This window comes from Frankia nepalensis, assembly GCF_016786325.1.
GTDB lineage: Bacteria > Actinomycetota > Actinomycetes > Frankiales > Frankiaceae > Pseudofrankia > Pseudofrankia nepalensis.
In genome coordinates this window covers 69,452-84,790 of record NZ_JADWYU010000100.1, presented here as the reverse complement: position 1 = coordinate 84,790, position 15,339 = coordinate 69,452, and the positions used below count along the sequence as shown (strand labels likewise).

Below are 15,339 nucleotides of genomic sequence, written 5' to 3'. Positions count from 1 at the left end.
CGGAGATGCAGCGCGACTTAGGCAGGCGCACGCTGGACCTGATCGACCGGAAGACCACGGTCCTGGCCGAACGCACGATGGAGGAGCCGCTGGAGGGCTACCGGTCGCTCGAGCAGTTCGAGCGGGAGCGGCGGCTCATCTTCAACCGCTACCCCATGTTCGTGGGCCTGTCCGGTGACCTGCCCGAGCCGGGCTCGTGGCTCACGTTCGACGCCACCAGCACGCCCATGCTGCTTACCCGAACTGACGACGGCCGGGTGCGCGCCTTCCTGAACATGTGCCAGCACCGCGGTGTCAGGGTCGTCGACGCCGGCCACGGCAGCGCGCGCCGGTTCACCTGCCCATTTCACGCCTGGTCCTACAGCCTGGAGGGAAGGCTCGTCGGCCTGCCTGGGGGCGAGGGATTCTCCGACATGCGCCGGGAGACCCGAGGTCTGATCGAGCTCCCGGCCGAGGAACGCCACGGCCTGATCTTCGCGGCGGCCAACCCGGACGCGCCCTTCTCGCTGGACGAGCACCTGTCCGGTCTCGGCGAGCACTTCGCGTCGTTCGGCTTCGAGACCTGGAATCAGATCGCCGCGACCCACCCGCACCCGGTGGCGACGAACTGGAAGGTCGTCTGGGGCACCCACTGCGAGACCTACCACTTCGCCCACCTGCACCGGGACACCGCCCGGCCGCTGGTCTACAGCAACACCTCGCTCGCGGACTTCTACGGCGAGCACGCGCTGATGACCTCGACGATGCGCACCGTCGACAAGCTGCGCGAGACGCCCGAGGAGGACTGGCGGCCGGTCGACGACGGCCAGATCAACCTCAACTACCGGCTCTTCCCCAACCTGAGCTTCTCGGTGGTCGGTGACCGGCTGGAAATCTTCGCCATCTATCCCGGCGGGAGCCTGCACGAGACGGTGGCGCTGCACTATGCCTACCGCCGCGAGCTCCCGGCGACCCCGGAGGAGGCCAAGGCGCTCGAGGAGGCGGTGCACTGGGCGTGCCAGACGGTGGTCGACAAGGAGGACTACGCGATGGCCGAGCGGGCCGGCCTCTCGCTGCACTCGCCGTTCGTCCCCCCGACGCTGGTCTTCGGCCGCAACGAGCCGGTGATGCAGCACATGGCGCTCACCCTGCGCCGCGTGCTCGGTCTGGCTGAGCAGACGCCGGTATGACCGGCACCCGGGGCGCCCCCGGCCTCGCTCCCGATCTCATCCCTGTTTCCGGCCCCGGCCCCGGCCCCAGCCCCGGCACCAGCCCCGCGAGCGGGATCGCCACCGGCGCGCTCGCCGGTCGGGTGGCCATCGTCACCGGGGCCGCCCAGGCGGCCGGGCGCGGCTATGCCCGGGCGCTCGCCGCCGCCGGGGCGAGCGTCGTCGTCGCCGACAGGTTCGCCGACGCGGGCGCCGAGACGGTGGACCTCATCGAGAAGGACGGCGGCACGGCGCGGTTCCAGTTCCTCGATGTCACCGAGGAGGACAGCGCCCGGGCGGCGGTCGCCTTCGCCGTCGACCGGTTCGGCCGGCTCGACGTGCTGGTCAACAACCCGAACCGCTACCGGGACACCAGGTTCACCCCGCTCACCGAGCTGACCGTCGAGCACTGGGACACCACGATGGCCGTCATGGTGCGAGGCACCTTCCTGCTGTGCAAGGCGGCGGTGCCCGAGCTGGCGAAGTCGCCCTTTCCCGCGATCGTCAACCACACCTCGTCGGCCGCGTACGGGGTGCGCAACTGGCTCGACTACGGGACGGCGCGCGGCGCGGTCATCGCGATGACGAAGTCGCTGGCCAAGGAGCTTGCCCCGCTGGGCATCCGGGTCAACGCCCTGTCCGTCGGCAGCATGGCCTCTGAGGCGCTCGCGCTTGGGGTGCTGGAACGCGAGGAGCAGATGACCGGCACCCCCGAGTTCGCGATGCAGCTCATCGGCCGGGTCGCGACCGAGGAGGACGTCGCCGGGCCGGTCGTGTTCCTCGCCAGCGACGCCTCCAGATACATGACCGGGCAGACCATCTCCTATGACGGCGGCAAGTTCTTCCTGGGGTGAGGCTGGCGCTGCGCGCCAGCCATCGGGCGCTGGGCGCCCTCCAACGTGGTGCCGGGTCCGGGCATATGGCGGTGGTCCGCCGATCTCGGGGTACTGAGGTGGCCGAGTTGGCACTGCGCTGATGCGCCGTCACCAGGAGGAGATGCCTTTGGCAGTTCCATGCGTGGGATGTCCAGGACGGGAGAGCACCGTGTCGGAGCCGGCATCGGAGAAGCCCACCGGGTACCTGAGGCCCGGCCAGCGCGGCGCGGCCGGGGGACTGACGCCGGCCCAGGTGATGGAGACGCTCGCCGCTACCTGGACGCCGGGTGCCATGGCCGACCCGGGCATCGTCGAGCGCTGGGCGACGCTGTTCGCCGACGACGTCGTGCTGGTGGAGCCGGAGTCGCTGCCGCATGGGGGCGTCCACCGGGGGCTCGACGCATTCCGGGCCGTCCAGGCCGGCATGCGCGCGCACTGGGACCAGCGGATCGAGGGCGCCGAGTACTGGCGGTGCGCCGAGGACCTGTACGCGCTGCGGATCGTCATCCGGTGGACGGCGCGGGCCACCGGCCGCTCGGTCGTGCTCCCGATGATCGACATGATCCGGATCCGGGGCGGCCAGATCGTCGAGATCGAGGCCTTCGTGCACGACACGGCGGCGTTGCTGGACACGTTGTCCTGATGTTCCCCCTGGCAGGCTGGCCTGGTCCCTCCCTCATGACCAAGGAACAGGATCTTGAAGGCTGGGTGCCGTCGAGGCGCCTGCTGGGCGATCGCCCGGCAGAAATTAAACGAATGCTCACTTATTGCTATTCTGTGGCTGGATAGCCCAGATCAGTCGGCTGACCGCAACCTGTGAGCGCGAGGTGGTAATGGACACGACGGCGGCGCCCCCGAGCAAGATCGGCGTCACGATCGACGACGACTGGGTGGAGCACCACTTCGACCACCAGTCGCCGGAGCTGGCCCACGACTTTCACCCGACCCTGGCCCGCGCCCGGTCGCGCTGCCCGGTCACGCACAGCGACCAGCACGGCGGCTTCTGGATCGCCACGGGGTATGAGCATGTGCTCGGCGTCGCCCAGAACTGGGAGACGTTCAGCTCGGCCAGCGGCATCACGATCGCGCCGACCGAGTCGCACACGATCCTGCCGGTCACGATCGACCCGCCGCTGCAGCGTGAGTTCCGCCGTGTCATCAACCCGTACTTCCGACCGGTCGTCGTCGCCGAGTGGGAGAAGCAGACCCGCGAGCTGGTCAACCGGCTGATCGACGGCTTCATCGAGCGCGGCTCCTGCGACTTCCAGGAGGAGTTCGCCCGGCCGCTGCCGGGGCTGGCGTTCTTCGAGTTCGCGCTGCACGCCCCCAAGGAAGACCTCGCCATGGTCAACAAGTGGGCGATGACGACCGCGCAGCCCGTCCCCGAGGCGCGCGAGTGCCTCTTCAAGCTCGCCGGCTGGATCGCCCAGCTCATCGCGAAGCGGCGCGAGACGGGGCCACTCGGCGACGTGATCGACGGGGTCCTGGACGCCCAGATCGAGGGCCGGCCGATCACCGACGCCGAGGCGATCGGCACCATTCACCTGCTCATCCTCGGCGGCCTGGACACCACGGCCGGAGTGCTCGGAATGTCGATGCTGCGGTTCTGCGAGCACCCGGAGATCCCGGCGATGCTGCGCGAGCGGCCCGAGCTGATCCCGAACGCGGTCGAGGAACTGCTGCGGCTCGACAGCTCGTTCATCTCGGTCGCCCGCACCGCCCGCCAGGACGGCGAGGTCGGTGGCTGCCCGATCAAGGCCGGCGAGCAGATCCTGCTCTACTGGGCCGCCGCCAACCACGACGAGAACGAGTTCGAGGACCCGGAGACGTTCAACCCGGAGCGCGCCCGCAACCGGCACATCGCCTTCGGCGCCGGCCCGCACCGCTGCGCGGGCTCGAACCTGGCCCGGATGAACCTGCGCATCGCCGTCGAGGAACTCGTCAACCGGCTGCACGACATCAAACTGGCGCCGGACGCCGACGTGCACTTCCACTCCACCTACAACCGCGCCCCGGTCGCGGTCCCCATCACCTTCACCCCGGGTCCGCGGCTGTCGCCGGTGGAATCGGAGTAGCCGCTGGCTGCGCGGGGCGGGCCCCCCCGCGCCGCGGGGGCCCACGCCCGCCGGGCGGCCGGCGAGCCGCTCGGGCCGCTCGCCGGCGTGCCGCTGGCGCTCAAGGACGTGCTCACCGCGAGGGGCATGCCGACGACCTGCGGCAGCCGGATCCTTGAAGGCTGGTATCCGCCGTACGACGCGACCGTGACCGCGCGGCTTCGGGCCGCCGACGTCGTGATCCTCGGCAAGGCGAACATGGACGAGTTCGCGATGGGCTCGTCCACCGAGAACTCCGCCTACGGTGCGACCCGCAACCCGTGGGACCTCGCCCGCATCCCCGGCGGCAGCTCCGGCGGCTCGTCGGCCGCCGTCGCCGCGTTCGAGGCGCCGCTGGCGATCGGCACGGACACCGGCGGGTCGATCCGCCAGCCGGCCGCCGTCTGTGGCCTCGTCGGAGTCAAGCCCACCTACGGCGGCGTCAGCCGCTACGGGCTGGTGGCGTTCTCGAGCTCCCTCGACCAGGCCGGCCCGCTGGCCAGGACCGTCACCGACGCCGCGTTGCTGCACGCCGCGATCGCCGGCCACGACCCGCTCGACTCCACCAGCGTCGACCGGCCGGTTCCTCCGGTGGTCGAGGCCGCGGCCCGCCGCGAGGTGCCGGGGATGCGGATCGGCGTCGTGCGCGAGCTGTCCGGGGAGGGCTACGAGCCCGGTGTGCAGGCCCGCTTCGACGAGGCGGTCGCGCTGCTCGCCCAGCTCGGCGCCGAGATCGTCGAGGTCAGCTGCCCGCACTTCGACTACGCGTTGGCGGCCTACTACCTGATCGCGCCGAGCGAGTGCTCGTCGAACCTGGCCCGGTTCGACGCGATGCGCTACGGCCTGCGGATCGGCGACGACGGCGAGGCGGGTGCCGAGGAGGTCATGAGCCGTACCCGCGACGTCGGCTTCGGTCCCGAGGTCAAGCGGCGGATCATTCTCGGCACGTACGCGCTGTCGAGCGGCTACTACGACGCCTACTACGGCCAGGCGCAGAAGGTGCGCACACTGATCAGCCGGGACTTCTCCGCCGCCTTCGAGCGGGTCGACGTGCTGGTCTCGCCGACCACCCCGACGGTCGCGTTCCCGATTGGCGCCAAGGTCGACGACCCGATCGCCATGTATCTCAACGACCTGTGCACGATCCCGGCGAACCTCGCCGGTGTGCCGGCGATGAGCGTGCCGGTCGGTCTGTCGGACGGCCTGCCGGTCGGCTTCCAGATCATGGCCCCCGCCTTCGCCGACGACCGCCTCTACCAGGTGGGCGGCGCGTTGGAAGCCGCTCTCGACGCCCGCCGCGGCCACTCCCTCCTCGCCGCCGCCCCCGCGCTCTAGCGCCGGGCGGAGGGCTGGGACGGGCCGCGGGTCACCCGGACGGGTCACACGGAAGGACAACCACCATGGTCGCGCTGCGCAGTACGCGGCAGGACCGGACGCTGCTGATCGCGGTGTGGGCGCTCACCGTCGTCGTGCTGGTGCTCGGCGGGATCGTCGTGAGCCCGATCCTGCTGGTCTGGGGGACGGTCGGCCTGATCGCCGCGATCTACCTGACCAGGATCCACATCCGCGACACCCGCTCGCGGGGGAACCGGCCGGGCGACGGCCCGGGCGCGGATGGAGCGCCGGAGCCGTCGGGCCCGGACGCCGCCGAGACAGACACAGCCGACGCCGAGGAGCCCAGGTGAGCACGCCGGCCACCGTCCTGACCACGCCCGCGTACGACGACGCGGTCGCCCGCTACGAGCCGGTGATCGGCCTGGAGACGCACGTCGAGCTCGGCACCGCGTCGAAGATGTTCTGCGGCTGCTCGACCGCGTTCGGCGCGACGCCGAACAGCCAGGTCTGCCCGGTCTGCCTGGGCCTGCCCGGCGCGCTGCCGGTGATCAACGAGGCGGCCATCCGGTTCGCCGTCATGATCGGGCTGGCGCTGAACTGCCAGATCGCGTCCTGGTGCCGGTTCGCTCGGAAGAACTACTTCTACCCGGACATGCCGAAGAACTTCCAGATCAGCCAGTACGACGAGCCGCTGTGCACGAACGGCTGGCTCGCGGTCGAGGTCGAGGGCGAGGTGCACCGGGTCGGCATCACCCGGGTGCACCTGGAGGAGGACACCGGCAAGTCGCTGCACGTCGGCGGCGCCACCGGGCGCATCCACGGCGCGACCCACTCGCTGGTCGACTACAACCGGGCCGGCATCCCGCTCGTCGAGATCGTCACCGAGCCGGACGTGCGCTCGCCCGAGGTCGCCCGCGCCTACGTCGAGGAACTGCGTGAGCTGTGCCGCTCGCTCGCCGTCTCCGACGTCCGGATGGAGCAGGGCTCGCTGCGCTGCGACGCGAACGTGTCGCTGCGGCTCCGACCGGCTCCCGGCGAGCCGGAGGCGCCCTTCGGGACCCGTTCGGAGACGAAGAACCTCAACTCGCTGCGCTCGGTCGAGCGGGCCGTCCGCTCCGAGATCATCCGGCAGGCCGCGCTGCTGGACGCGGGGGAGCGGGTCGTGCAGGAGACCCGCCACTTCGACGAGGCGTCCGGGCGCACGTCGTCCGGCCGCTCGAAGGAGGAGGCGACCGACTACCGGTACTTCCCCGAGCCCGACCTGGCCCCGCTGGCCCTGTCCCGGGAGTACGTCGAGGCGGTCGGTGCCTCGCTGCCGGAGCTGCCGTCGCAGCGGCGCGCCCGGCTGATCGCCGAGCATGGCTTCTCCGGCCGGGACCTCGTCGACATGGGCAACGCCGGCGTGCTCGAGCTCGTCGAGCAGACGATCGCCGCCGGCGCGACGGCGGCGGCCGCCCGCAAGTGGTGGCTCAACGAGCTGGCCCGGCGGGCCGCCGACGCCGGCGTCACCCCGGCGGAGCTCGCCATCCAGCCGGTGCAGGTGGCTCGCGTCATCGAGCTGATCGCCGAGGGCAGCCTCACCGACGCGCTCGCCCGCAAGGTGATCGACGGCGTGCTCGCCGGCGAGGGCGGCCCCGACGAGGTCGTCGCCGCGCGCGGCCTCGCGGTCGTCACCGACGACTCGGCGCTGTCCGCCGCCGTCGACACGGCGATCGCCGCCGCCCCGGACATCGCCGACAAGGTCCGTTCCGGCAAGCTCAACGCCGTCGGCCCGCTCGTCGGCGCCGTCATGAAGGCGATGAAGGGCCAGGCCGACGCGGCCACCGTCCGTTCCCTCCTCCTGGAGCGCCTCGGCGCGTGACCGGCGGGATGTGAGCCGGGCCCCGGCCGGGCGGGGCCGGGCCGGTGAGCGTTAGTGATCAACGTGACGCCGCGGCGCGGCCCCTGGCGGTTGGCCTTGTGGAAACATGAGTCGAATGGCCGCCTCGTCCCGGACCCTGTTCGCCACCAGCGACCTGCACGTCCGTTACCCGGACAACCGGGCCGTCGTGGAGGCGATGCGGCCGACGGGCGACGAGGACTGGCTGCTGGTCGTCGGGGACGTCGCCGACCACGTGGACGAGGTGCGGTGGGCGCTCGCGCTGCTCGCCAGCCGGTTCGCCCAGGTCGTCTGGGTGCCCGGCAACCACGAGCTGTGGACGCCGAAACGCGATCCGGTCCAGCTCCGCGGCGTCGCCCGGTACTGGCACCTCGTCGACCTCTGCCGTGAGCTCGGCGTGCTCACCCCCGAGGACCCCTATCCCGTCTGGGACGGGCCCGGTGGGCCGGTGGTGGTCGCGCCGCTGTTCCTGCTCTACGACTACACGTTCCGGCCCGAGGGCACGGCCACGAAGGACGAGGCGCTCGCCTACGCGCACTCCACCGGCGTGGTCTGCTCCGACGAGTTCCTGCTGCATCCCGACCCGTTCCCCACCCGGGACGACTGGTGCCGTGCCCGGGTCGCGCAGACCGAGCGCCGCCTGGCCGACCTGCCGGCCGACGGGCCGCCGACGCTGCTGGTCAACCACTTCCCGCTCGTCCGTGAGCCGACCCGGGTGCTGCGTTACCCCGAGTTCGCCCAGTGGTGCGGCACCGAGCTGACCGCGGACTGGCACCTGCGCTTCCGGGCCGCCGCCGTCGTCTACGGCCACCTGCACATCCCGCGCACCACGGTCTACGACGGCGTGCGCTTCGAGGAGGTCTCCCTCGGCTACCCGCGGGAGTGGTCCCGTCGCCCCGCCCGCTACCAGCGCCCCCCGCTGCGTCAGATCCTGCCCGCCGAACCGGTCGACTGACGCCCGTCGCGCCCGGGGCGCTCAGCCCGGGCCAGCCGAGGTGACCGGGGCGGGAGTGGCGCCCGAGGCGTCCACGGCCGTGGCGGGCGGGGGGAGGTTGCCGTCGAGGGCGTTCAGGAAGGCCGCGGCGACCGGGGCGGCGGACTCGGCGCCGAAGCCGCCGTTCTCGATGAGCACGGCGAAGGCGACGGTGCCGCGGTAGCCGACGAACCAGGCGTGGGTCGGCGGCGGGTTGCCGGGCGCGTACTCGGCCGTGCCGGTCTTGCCGAACACCTCACCAGGGAAGGCCACCTTGGCCGCCGTGCCGTCCGTGACGACGGCCCGCAGGAACGAGCGCAGGTCGGGCAGGATCTTCGGCGGCAGCTCGTGGCTGCGCGTCGGGCCGCCGACCACGAACGGGGCGTGCCAGGTGCCGCCCGCCACCGCCGCGGCGACGCTCGCGAGCTGCAGGGGGGAGGTCGCCACCCGGCCCTGGCCGATCGCGGCGGACGCCACCTCGACCTTGTCCCTCGGCATGGGGTAGACCCCGCCGACGCTCGCGATCGGCAGCGGTGCCGCGCCGTCGAACCCGTACAGCCGGGCCGCCTGGGCGAGCGTGTCGGCCGGCAGCGAGTCGGCCAGGCTGACGAAGGCCGTGTTGCAGCTGTGCGCGAACGCCTCCCGCAGGTTGATCGGCCCGAACTCCTCGTCCTCGGCGTTGACGAACGTGCGCCCGCCGACGTTGACGGTCTTCGGGCAGTCGAGCCGGGTGTTCGCGTCCCGCCCGGCCATCAGGGCGGCGGTCGCTGTCACGATCTTGAAGGTGGAGCCGGGCGGGTAGCTGCCGCGCAGCGCGCGCCCGTAGCCGTTCGTGGGGTGGTTGGCCGCCGCGAGGATCCCGCCGGTGCGGGTGTCGACCGCCACCATGGCGCCGATCGGATGTGTCGAGGTGGCCAGCGCCAGCTCGGCGGCCCGCTGCACCCCGAGGTCGATGGTGGTGCGGATCTGGTCGCCGTCGGTCATCGGCCAGGTCTGCGGCGTCCGGACCACGGTGCCGCGGGAGTCACGCAGCACGATGCTGCCGCCGCGCGGGGCGAGGCGGCCGTCGTAGACCCGCTCGAGCCCGGTCGCCGGGGCGACCTGACCGACGAGGTTCCCGGCGAGCTCGGGGCTTTCGGCCAGCGGCTTGCCGTGAGCGTCGAGCAGCTCACCGCGCTTGGCCGTCGACCCGGTGCGGTCGAAGCGCAGGCCCGGGGCGAGCTGGGGGTGCACCGAGGCGAGCGCCGCCCCCACCCTCCATCCACCGCCGACCTTCGTCAGGGACAGCTCGCCCGGGTAGATCCACGGCGCCGGCTGCCCGGCGAGCCGCAGCGTCGCCGTGTAGGGGACCGTCGCGGTGGTCTCGGCGCGCCGGACCTCGCCGACCGTGAACGCGGCGTCGGTCAGCCGCAGCCGGTCGCGCATGTCAGCCATCGTCGCGACCAGGGTCGGGACGTCGATGCTGCCCGGGACGGTCACCGCGGCGATCCCCGCCTCCGCTCGGGCCGCGTAGGCGTCGGCGGGGTGGCCGGCCGCCTGTCGCCAGGGGAGGGAGGCCGGCGCCACCGTCGCGCTGGACGGGCTGGACGGGCTGGACGGGCTGGGCGTGCCGGCGGAACCGCCCGGCCCAAGGCCCGGGGTCGTGGCGGTGGCCAGGGCCGGTCCGGTCCGGTCGAGCGCCCGCCAGGCCGCGAGATAGGCCTGGGCGACATCGCGGACGGCCCGGTCGGCCGCCGCCCGGTCCCGGTGCGCCTTCCAGAGGAAGCCCCCGCCGACGCCGGCGCCGAGCAGGACGACGACGGCCATCGCGAGGGCTGGCCCGCGCCGCGACCTCCGGCGCCGCCCGCCGGACAATGCCGTGAAACCGCCTGGAGTCAAAGGCACGGCGCCACCTCTCCGATCGCCGCGACGGCCCGCCGCATGGCCCCAGAAGGGTGGGTCCAGGAGCGCCGACTCCCGCACCTTACTTTGTGTAGTTGGATGATTGCTAAACGTGTGCTTGCCAGGCCAGGGATGGCGCCCGGAGGGCTGGCGCCGGGTGGTCGCTCCAGGGCCGCGGCACGGGGAACGCGCGCCGGCGGATTCGCCCGGCCGGCCGGCACGACGGACCGACGGAGCGCGATGGTGCCTGGTGGAGGCGGTGGAGCCCCGTCAGGCCGGGGTGGCCAGGGAGCCGAGCTGGCCTGTTATCGGGGCCAACTGGGCGCGCTGCGCGGTACAGGCGAGTACCTTCACCCCGGCGTTCCAGGCGGCCTCGTTCGGGACCAGCGCGCCGGACACCGCGGGGACGTCGGACCCCGCGTTGCCGGTGTATCGGAGGAACTCGGCGCCGCATTCGGAGGCCGCCAGGGCGTCCAGCGGCGACATCCCCGGCCAGGCGCCGGGCAGCCGCCAGCCGAGCTGCACCAGCTTGATCACCTCTGCCTGGTGTGACGCGCCGCAGGGCACGACCACGGCGGCGCTGGAGCCCTCGGCGCCTGCCGGTGCCAAGGACACGCAGTCGCCGGGCTTCAGCGTGGACAGCGGCGTGGGCGCGACGGGCACCCCGCCGGCGGTGCGCACCGGCACCGGCGCCGTGGCGGCGGAACTGGCGCGGGCCGCCCCGGGGGACGAGGCCACCGGCGTGGTGGGGCGATTGTTGCTGTGCCGGAGGGCGACGACGAGGCTGATCACCCCGGCGAGCACCGCGAGGAAGGCGACCATGCGGGCGAGCCGGCGGCGCCGCGGGCGTGGTGCCCAGATGATCCGGTGCATGCCGCCGGCCAGCCCGCGGTTGGCCGGCATGACCTGACAGCGCCCCGGGTCCCGCCGGTCACCCGGACGGCCGCGCTCGACCGCGGACGGCTCGATGAACCGGGCGGCCCGGACGAAACCCTCATCCAGGCGCAGGTTCTCGAAAGGATCCGGGTGCTGCCCCGGCTCCCGCTCCGGCGACGCCATGGCAGCAACGGTAAACCCACGCCGGCCTATCTCGGTGGTCTTTTCATCAACGATCGTACAGACAACAACGAATACCCCACGGACGCGGGTCGATTTGGTGGCGAGCTGGGTCCGGGGGCCATCTCGGGCGGACGTCCGGTGACTATCCGATAGCGGCGAGTGTCGCTATCGGAGAGTCGGGCCGGGCGCTTCGTCGCGGCTATGCCGAGCGGTCAATCGCCGGGCTCGGCGCCCACGGTCGTCCGGGAACCGGCCCGCCGCGAGCCGCGGGCATGACGAGGCGGGCCGGCGACGGCCGGCCCGCGGCCGGGCGCGGCCCGTGGCCGGGCGGAGCATGCCCCGCCCGGCCGTTCCGGGTCGCTCAGGTCGGGTCGGGTCAGCCGACCGTGACGCTGACGGCGCGGGCGTACGGCGCGCCGATGATCTTGGCGATCTCCTGCAGGATGTCCGCCGGGACGGCGTCGTCGAGGGACAGCGACATCAGCGCCGCTCCGCCCGCCGCCAGCCGGCTGACCTGGGCGTTCGCGATGTTGATGCTCGCGTCGCCGAGCAGCTCGCCGACCGCGCCGACGATGCCGGGCCGGTCCTCGTACCGGAAGAACGCCAGGTGCGCCTCCGGCCGCAGGTCGACCTCGAACGCGTCGATCGCGGTGATCTTCTCGACCTGCCGGGTGCCGACCAGCGTGCCCGAGATCGAGACCACCGTGCCGTCCGACAGCGCGCCCCGCAGTGTCAGCAGGTTGCGGTAGTCGGGGCTCTCGCGATGCGTCTCCAGCGCCACCTCGACGTGCCGCTCCTTGGCGAGCAGCGGCGCGTTGACGTAGGTGACCTGCTCCTCGACCACGTCGGTGAACACGCCCTTGAGCGCGGCCAGCTGAAGGACGGAGACGTCGTACTCGGTGATCTCGCCGCGGACCTCGACGGTCAGGTTCTCGGGCAGCCCGCCGGCGATACCCGTGAACACCTGGCCGAGCTTCTCCGCCAGCGGAAGGCCGGGCCGGACGTCCTCGGCCACCACGCCACCCGCCTGGACGTTCACCGCGTCCGGCACGAACTCGCCCTGCAGCGCCAGGCGCACCGAGCGGGCGACGGCGAGCCCCGCCTTCTCCTGTGCCTCGTTCGTCGACGCCCCCAGGTGCGGGGTGACGACCACGTTCTCCAGCCCGAACAGCGGCGACGAGGTCGCCGGCTCCTTCACGAAGACGTCCACCCCGGCCCCGCCGACCTGGCCCGAGCGGATCGCGTCCGCGAGCGCCTGCTCGTCGACCAGCCCGCCGCGGGCCGCGTTGACGATGATCACGCCCTTCTTGGTCCTGGCGAGCTCGTCCGCGCCGATCAGCCCGAGCGTCTCCGGGGTCTTCGGCAGATGGATCGTGATCATGTCGCTGATCCGCAGGAGCTCGTCGAGGTCGACGAGGCGCACGCCCATCTGGGCGGCCCGCGCCGGGGCGATGTAGGGGTCGTAGGCGACCAGCTGCACGCCGAAGGCCGCCAGGCGGTGCGCGACCAGCTGGCCGATCCGGCCGAGGCCGACGACGCCGACGACCTTCTCGGTGAGCTCGACACCGGTGTACTTCGAGCGCTTCCACTCGCCGTTCTGCAGGGCCGCGTCGGCGGCCGGCACCCGGCGGGCGACCGCGAGCAGCAGCGCGATCGCGTGCTCGGCCGCGCTCACGATGTTCGACAGCGGCGCGTTGACGACCATGACGCCGCGGGTGGTCGCGGCGGGGACGTCGACGTTGTCGAGGCCGATGCCAGCACGGGCGACGACCTTCAGCCTCGGCGCGGCGGCCAGCGCCTCGGCGTCGATCTTCGTCGCGGAACGGACGATCACCGCGTCCACGTCGGCGAGAGCGGGAAGCAGCGCGGACCGGTCGGCGCCGTCCACGTGGCGAACCTCGAAGTCGCCGGACAGCACCGAAAGCCCTGCCGGCGAGAGCTCCTCGGCAACGAGTACGACGGGCACTGGGATCTCCTCATCGAGAGCGCACAGATCGCGGCGACGGTGGCGAGACTGCCCCGCCCACCGGCGCCACCCCGGGCGACGCCAGCCGACGCCCCCGGCGGCCTAGAGCCTATCGACCTGCGCGCGTGAGCCCCGTCTCATCCCTCGCCGAGTCGGTCGGGCCGACGAACGGGCCGGGGGTCCGCACTGGATCGGTTGTTTGGTTATTTGGCGATCCAGGACATCATCGAGCGGAGCTGCTCCCCGACCTTCTCGATCTGGTGGGCCTTGCCGTCCTCGACCAGCTTGGTGAAGTTCGGGCGGTTGGCGTCGTCCTCGGCGACCCACTCGCGGGCGAAGGTGCCGTCCTGGATCTCGTCCAGGATCTTGCGCATCTCGGCCTTGACCACCGGGGTGACCACGCGCGGGCCGCGGGTGACGTCGCCGTACTCGGCGGTGTCGGAGATCGAGTAGCGCATCTGCGAGATGCCGCCCTCGTACATGAGGTCGACGATGAGCTTGAGCTCGTGCAGGCACTCGAAGTAGGCGATCTCCGGCTGGTAGCCGGCCTCGACCAGCGTCTCGAACCCGGCCTGGACCAGCGCGGACGCGCCGCCGCAGAGCACCGCCTGCTCGCCGAACAGGTCGGTCTCGGTCTCCTCGGTGAAGGTGGTGCGCAGCGTGCCGGCGCGGGTGCCGCCGATGCCCTTGGCGTAGGCGAGCGCGGTCGCCAGCGCCTTGCCGGTCGCGTCGGTCTCGACCGCGACCAGGCAGGGAACGCCCTTGCCCTCCTGGAACACCCGGCGGACCAGGTGGCCCGGGCCCTTGGGGGCGATCATGAAGACGTCGACGCCCTCGGGCGGGGTGATCAGGCCGTAGCGGATGTTGAAGCCGTGACCGAAGGCCAGCGCGTTGCCCGGCTTGAGGTTCGGCAGGATCGACTCGGCGTAGATCTTGCGGTGCGCCGTGTCGGGCGCGAGGATCATGATGATGTCCGCCTCGGCGGCGGCTTCGAACGGGGTGACGACCCGAAGGCCCTCCTCCGCGGCCTTCGCCCGGCTCTTGCTGGTCTCCGGCAGGCCGACGCGCACGTCGACGCCCGAGTCCCGCAGGTTCAGGGCGTGCGCGTGGCCCTGGCTGCCGTACCCGATGATCGCGACCTTGCGGTCGGCGAGGTCCTCCAGGTTGGCGTCGTCGTCGTAGTAGATCTCGACCATCGTGGGCGAATCTCCTCATTGCGGCGGTTCGGCGGAATCGGCGCTCCGCGCCTCCCCGCCGCCCCGCCGTCGGGCGCTGAGCGCCCTCCTGGGGTTCGTTCGGGGTTGCGTCTAGAACGTCTTTGGTTGGGTTGGGCTGACAGGTTGCGACCGCCGGGCTTCCGGCCTGAGGGCGTCAGCGGCGGCGGGTGATCATACCTTCGGGCGCGGCAGGGTCAGGCCGTGCGCTCGAGCGCGCGCAGGCTGCGGTCGGTGATGGAGCGGGAGCCGCGGCCTAGGGCGACCATGCCGGACTGGACCAGCTCCTTGATCCCGAACGGTTCCAGGACCCGGACCAGCGCGTCCAGCTTGTCACGGGTGCCGGTCGCCTCGATGGTGACGGCGTCGGCGGCCACGTCGACGACCTTCGCGCGGAACAGGTTGCTGAGCTCGAGGACCTGGGAGCGCACCGCCGCGTCGGCCCGCACCTTGACGAGCAGCAGTTCGCGCTGGACCGAGACCTCCGGGTCCATTTCGACGATCTTCAGCACGTTCACCAGCTTGTTGAGCTGCTTGGTGACCTGCTCGAGCGGAAGCTCGTCGACGGCGACCACGATGGTCATCCGAGAGATGTCGCTGTGCTCCGTCGGCCCGACGGCCAGCGACTCGATGTTGAACCCACGCCGGGAGAACAGGCTGGCCACCCGGGCCAGCACCCCCGGCTTGTTCTCGACGAGAACGGACAACGTGTGGCTGGTCACGGCGTCCTTGCCTTTCCAAAGACTCTGCGGCGTGCCCGATCGGAATACCGAGCACCAGGGGCGGTCTGCTCACGAGGATTGCGTGACCCAGCCACGCGGCGCGCAGGCGTGCCTCCGCGCAGGCCCGGCCGCGTGCCTGTGTCCGGACGGGGGCG

The 15,339-nt window shown here is 72.2% G+C and carries 12 protein-coding genes and 1 pseudogene; 8 read left to right on the top strand and 5 right to left on the bottom strand.

The features are described 5' to 3' along the window. Positions 1–5 precede the first annotated feature (5 nt). From I6A81_RS11060 to I6A81_RS11025, 8 genes and pseudogenes are all read left to right on the top strand, one after another. The gene (locus tag I6A81_RS11060) at positions 6–1,169 is read left to right on the top strand and encodes an aromatic ring-hydroxylating oxygenase subunit alpha (RefSeq protein WP_238429130.1); all 1,164 of its coding nucleotides are present in this window, start codon (positions 6–8) and stop codon (positions 1,167–1,169) included. Beyond that, complete coding sequence (locus I6A81_RS11055; protein ID WP_203003206.1) at positions 1,166–2,041, top strand: SDR family NAD(P)-dependent oxidoreductase; 876 nt, start codon at positions 1,166–1,168, stop codon at positions 2,039–2,041. Before I6A81_RS11060 ends, I6A81_RS11055 begins: the two co-directional genes overlap by 4 nt. A 190-nt stretch (positions 2,042–2,231) precedes the next feature. Further along, positions 2,232–2,705: a nuclear transport factor 2 family protein gene (locus I6A81_RS11050; RefSeq protein WP_307874584.1), complete on the top strand. Its 474-nt coding sequence runs from the start codon at positions 2,232–2,234 to the stop codon at positions 2,703–2,705. A gap of 190 nt (positions 2,706–2,895) precedes the next feature. Beyond that, on the top strand, positions 2,896–4,137 hold the full coding sequence (locus I6A81_RS11045; protein WP_203003207.1) for a cytochrome P450: 1,242 nt from the start codon (positions 2,896–2,898) through the stop codon (positions 4,135–4,137). Between the two features lie 39 nt (positions 4,138–4,176). Further along, positions 4,177–5,490, top strand: a pseudogene (gene gatA, locus I6A81_RS11040) (Asp-tRNA(Asn)/Glu-tRNA(Gln) amidotransferase subunit GatA); the annotation flags it as partial. A 65-nt stretch (positions 5,491–5,555) separates the two neighbouring features. Continuing rightward, entirely contained in the window at positions 5,556–5,840 is a 285-nt protein-coding gene (locus tag I6A81_RS11035) for a hypothetical protein (RefSeq protein WP_203003321.1), read from the top strand. Further along, positions 5,837–7,351 carry an Asp-tRNA(Asn)/Glu-tRNA(Gln) amidotransferase subunit GatB gene (gene gatB, locus I6A81_RS11030; RefSeq protein WP_203003322.1) on the top strand — a complete coding sequence of 505 codons (1,515 nt, stop codon included), beginning with the start codon at positions 5,837–5,839 and terminating at the stop codon, positions 7,349–7,351. Before I6A81_RS11035 ends, gatB begins: the two co-directional genes overlap by 4 nt. A 115-nt stretch (positions 7,352–7,466) precedes the next feature. Then, positions 7,467–8,324: a metallophosphoesterase family protein gene (locus I6A81_RS11025; protein WP_203003323.1), complete on the top strand. Its 858-nt coding sequence runs from the start codon at positions 7,467–7,469 to the stop codon at positions 8,322–8,324. A 21-nt stretch (positions 8,325–8,345) separates the two neighbouring features. Here I6A81_RS11025 and I6A81_RS11020 read toward each other — a convergent pair whose 3' ends face one another. The 5 genes from I6A81_RS11020 to ilvN form a co-directional block, all read right to left on the bottom strand. Beyond that, a complete protein-coding gene (locus I6A81_RS11020) occupies positions 8,346–10,148 on the bottom strand; it encodes a penicillin-binding transpeptidase domain-containing protein (protein WP_203003324.1) in 1,803 nt (600 codons plus the stop codon). A 345-nt stretch (positions 10,149–10,493) separates the two neighbouring features. Continuing rightward, positions 10,494–11,282 (bottom strand): septum formation family protein, encoded by a 789-nt coding sequence (locus tag I6A81_RS11015; RefSeq protein WP_238429176.1) that lies wholly within the window; start codon positions 11,280–11,282, stop codon positions 10,494–10,496. Positions 11,283–11,658: 376 nt separating this feature from the next. Next, positions 11,659–13,248 carry a phosphoglycerate dehydrogenase gene (gene serA, locus I6A81_RS11010; RefSeq protein ID WP_203003325.1) on the bottom strand — a complete coding sequence of 530 codons (1,590 nt, stop codon included), beginning with the start codon at positions 13,246–13,248 and terminating at the stop codon, positions 11,659–11,661. A gap of 203 nt (positions 13,249–13,451) precedes the next feature. Next, a complete protein-coding gene (gene ilvC, locus I6A81_RS11005; protein WP_203003326.1) occupies positions 13,452–14,444 on the bottom strand; it encodes a ketol-acid reductoisomerase in 993 nt (330 codons plus the stop codon). A gap of 215 nt (positions 14,445–14,659) precedes the next feature. Next, a complete protein-coding gene (gene ilvN, locus I6A81_RS11000) occupies positions 14,660–15,184 on the bottom strand; it encodes an acetolactate synthase small subunit (RefSeq protein ID WP_203003327.1) in 525 nt (174 codons plus the stop codon). Positions 15,185–15,339 lie beyond the last annotated feature (155 nt).

Bases quoted from the DNA above. Each gene is read 5' to 3' on its own strand.
- I6A81_RS11020 (WP_203003324.1), bottom strand. From the start codon at position 10,148: ATGGCCGTCGTCGTCCTGCTCGGCGCCGGCGTCGGCGGGGGCTTCCTC.
- I6A81_RS11015 (WP_238429176.1), bottom strand. From the start codon at position 11,282: ATGGCGTCGCCGGAGCGGGAGCCGGGGCAGCACCCGGATCCTTTCGAG.
- ilvC (WP_203003326.1), bottom strand. From the start codon at position 14,444: ATGGTCGAGATCTACTACGACGACGACGCCAACCTGGAGGACCTCGCC.
- I6A81_RS11055 (WP_203003206.1), top strand. From the start codon at position 1,166: ATGACCGGCACCCGGGGCGCCCCCGGCCTCGCTCCCGATCTCATCCCT.
- I6A81_RS11035 (WP_203003321.1), top strand. From the start codon at position 5,556: ATGGTCGCGCTGCGCAGTACGCGGCAGGACCGGACGCTGCTGATCGCG.
- I6A81_RS11060 (WP_238429130.1), top strand. From the start codon at position 6: ATGCAGCGCGACTTAGGCAGGCGCACGCTGGACCTGATCGACCGGAAG.
- I6A81_RS11045 (WP_203003207.1), top strand. From the start codon at position 2,896: ATGGACACGACGGCGGCGCCCCCGAGCAAGATCGGCGTCACGATCGAC.
- I6A81_RS11025 (WP_203003323.1), top strand. From the start codon at position 7,467: ATGGCCGCCTCGTCCCGGACCCTGTTCGCCACCAGCGACCTGCACGTC.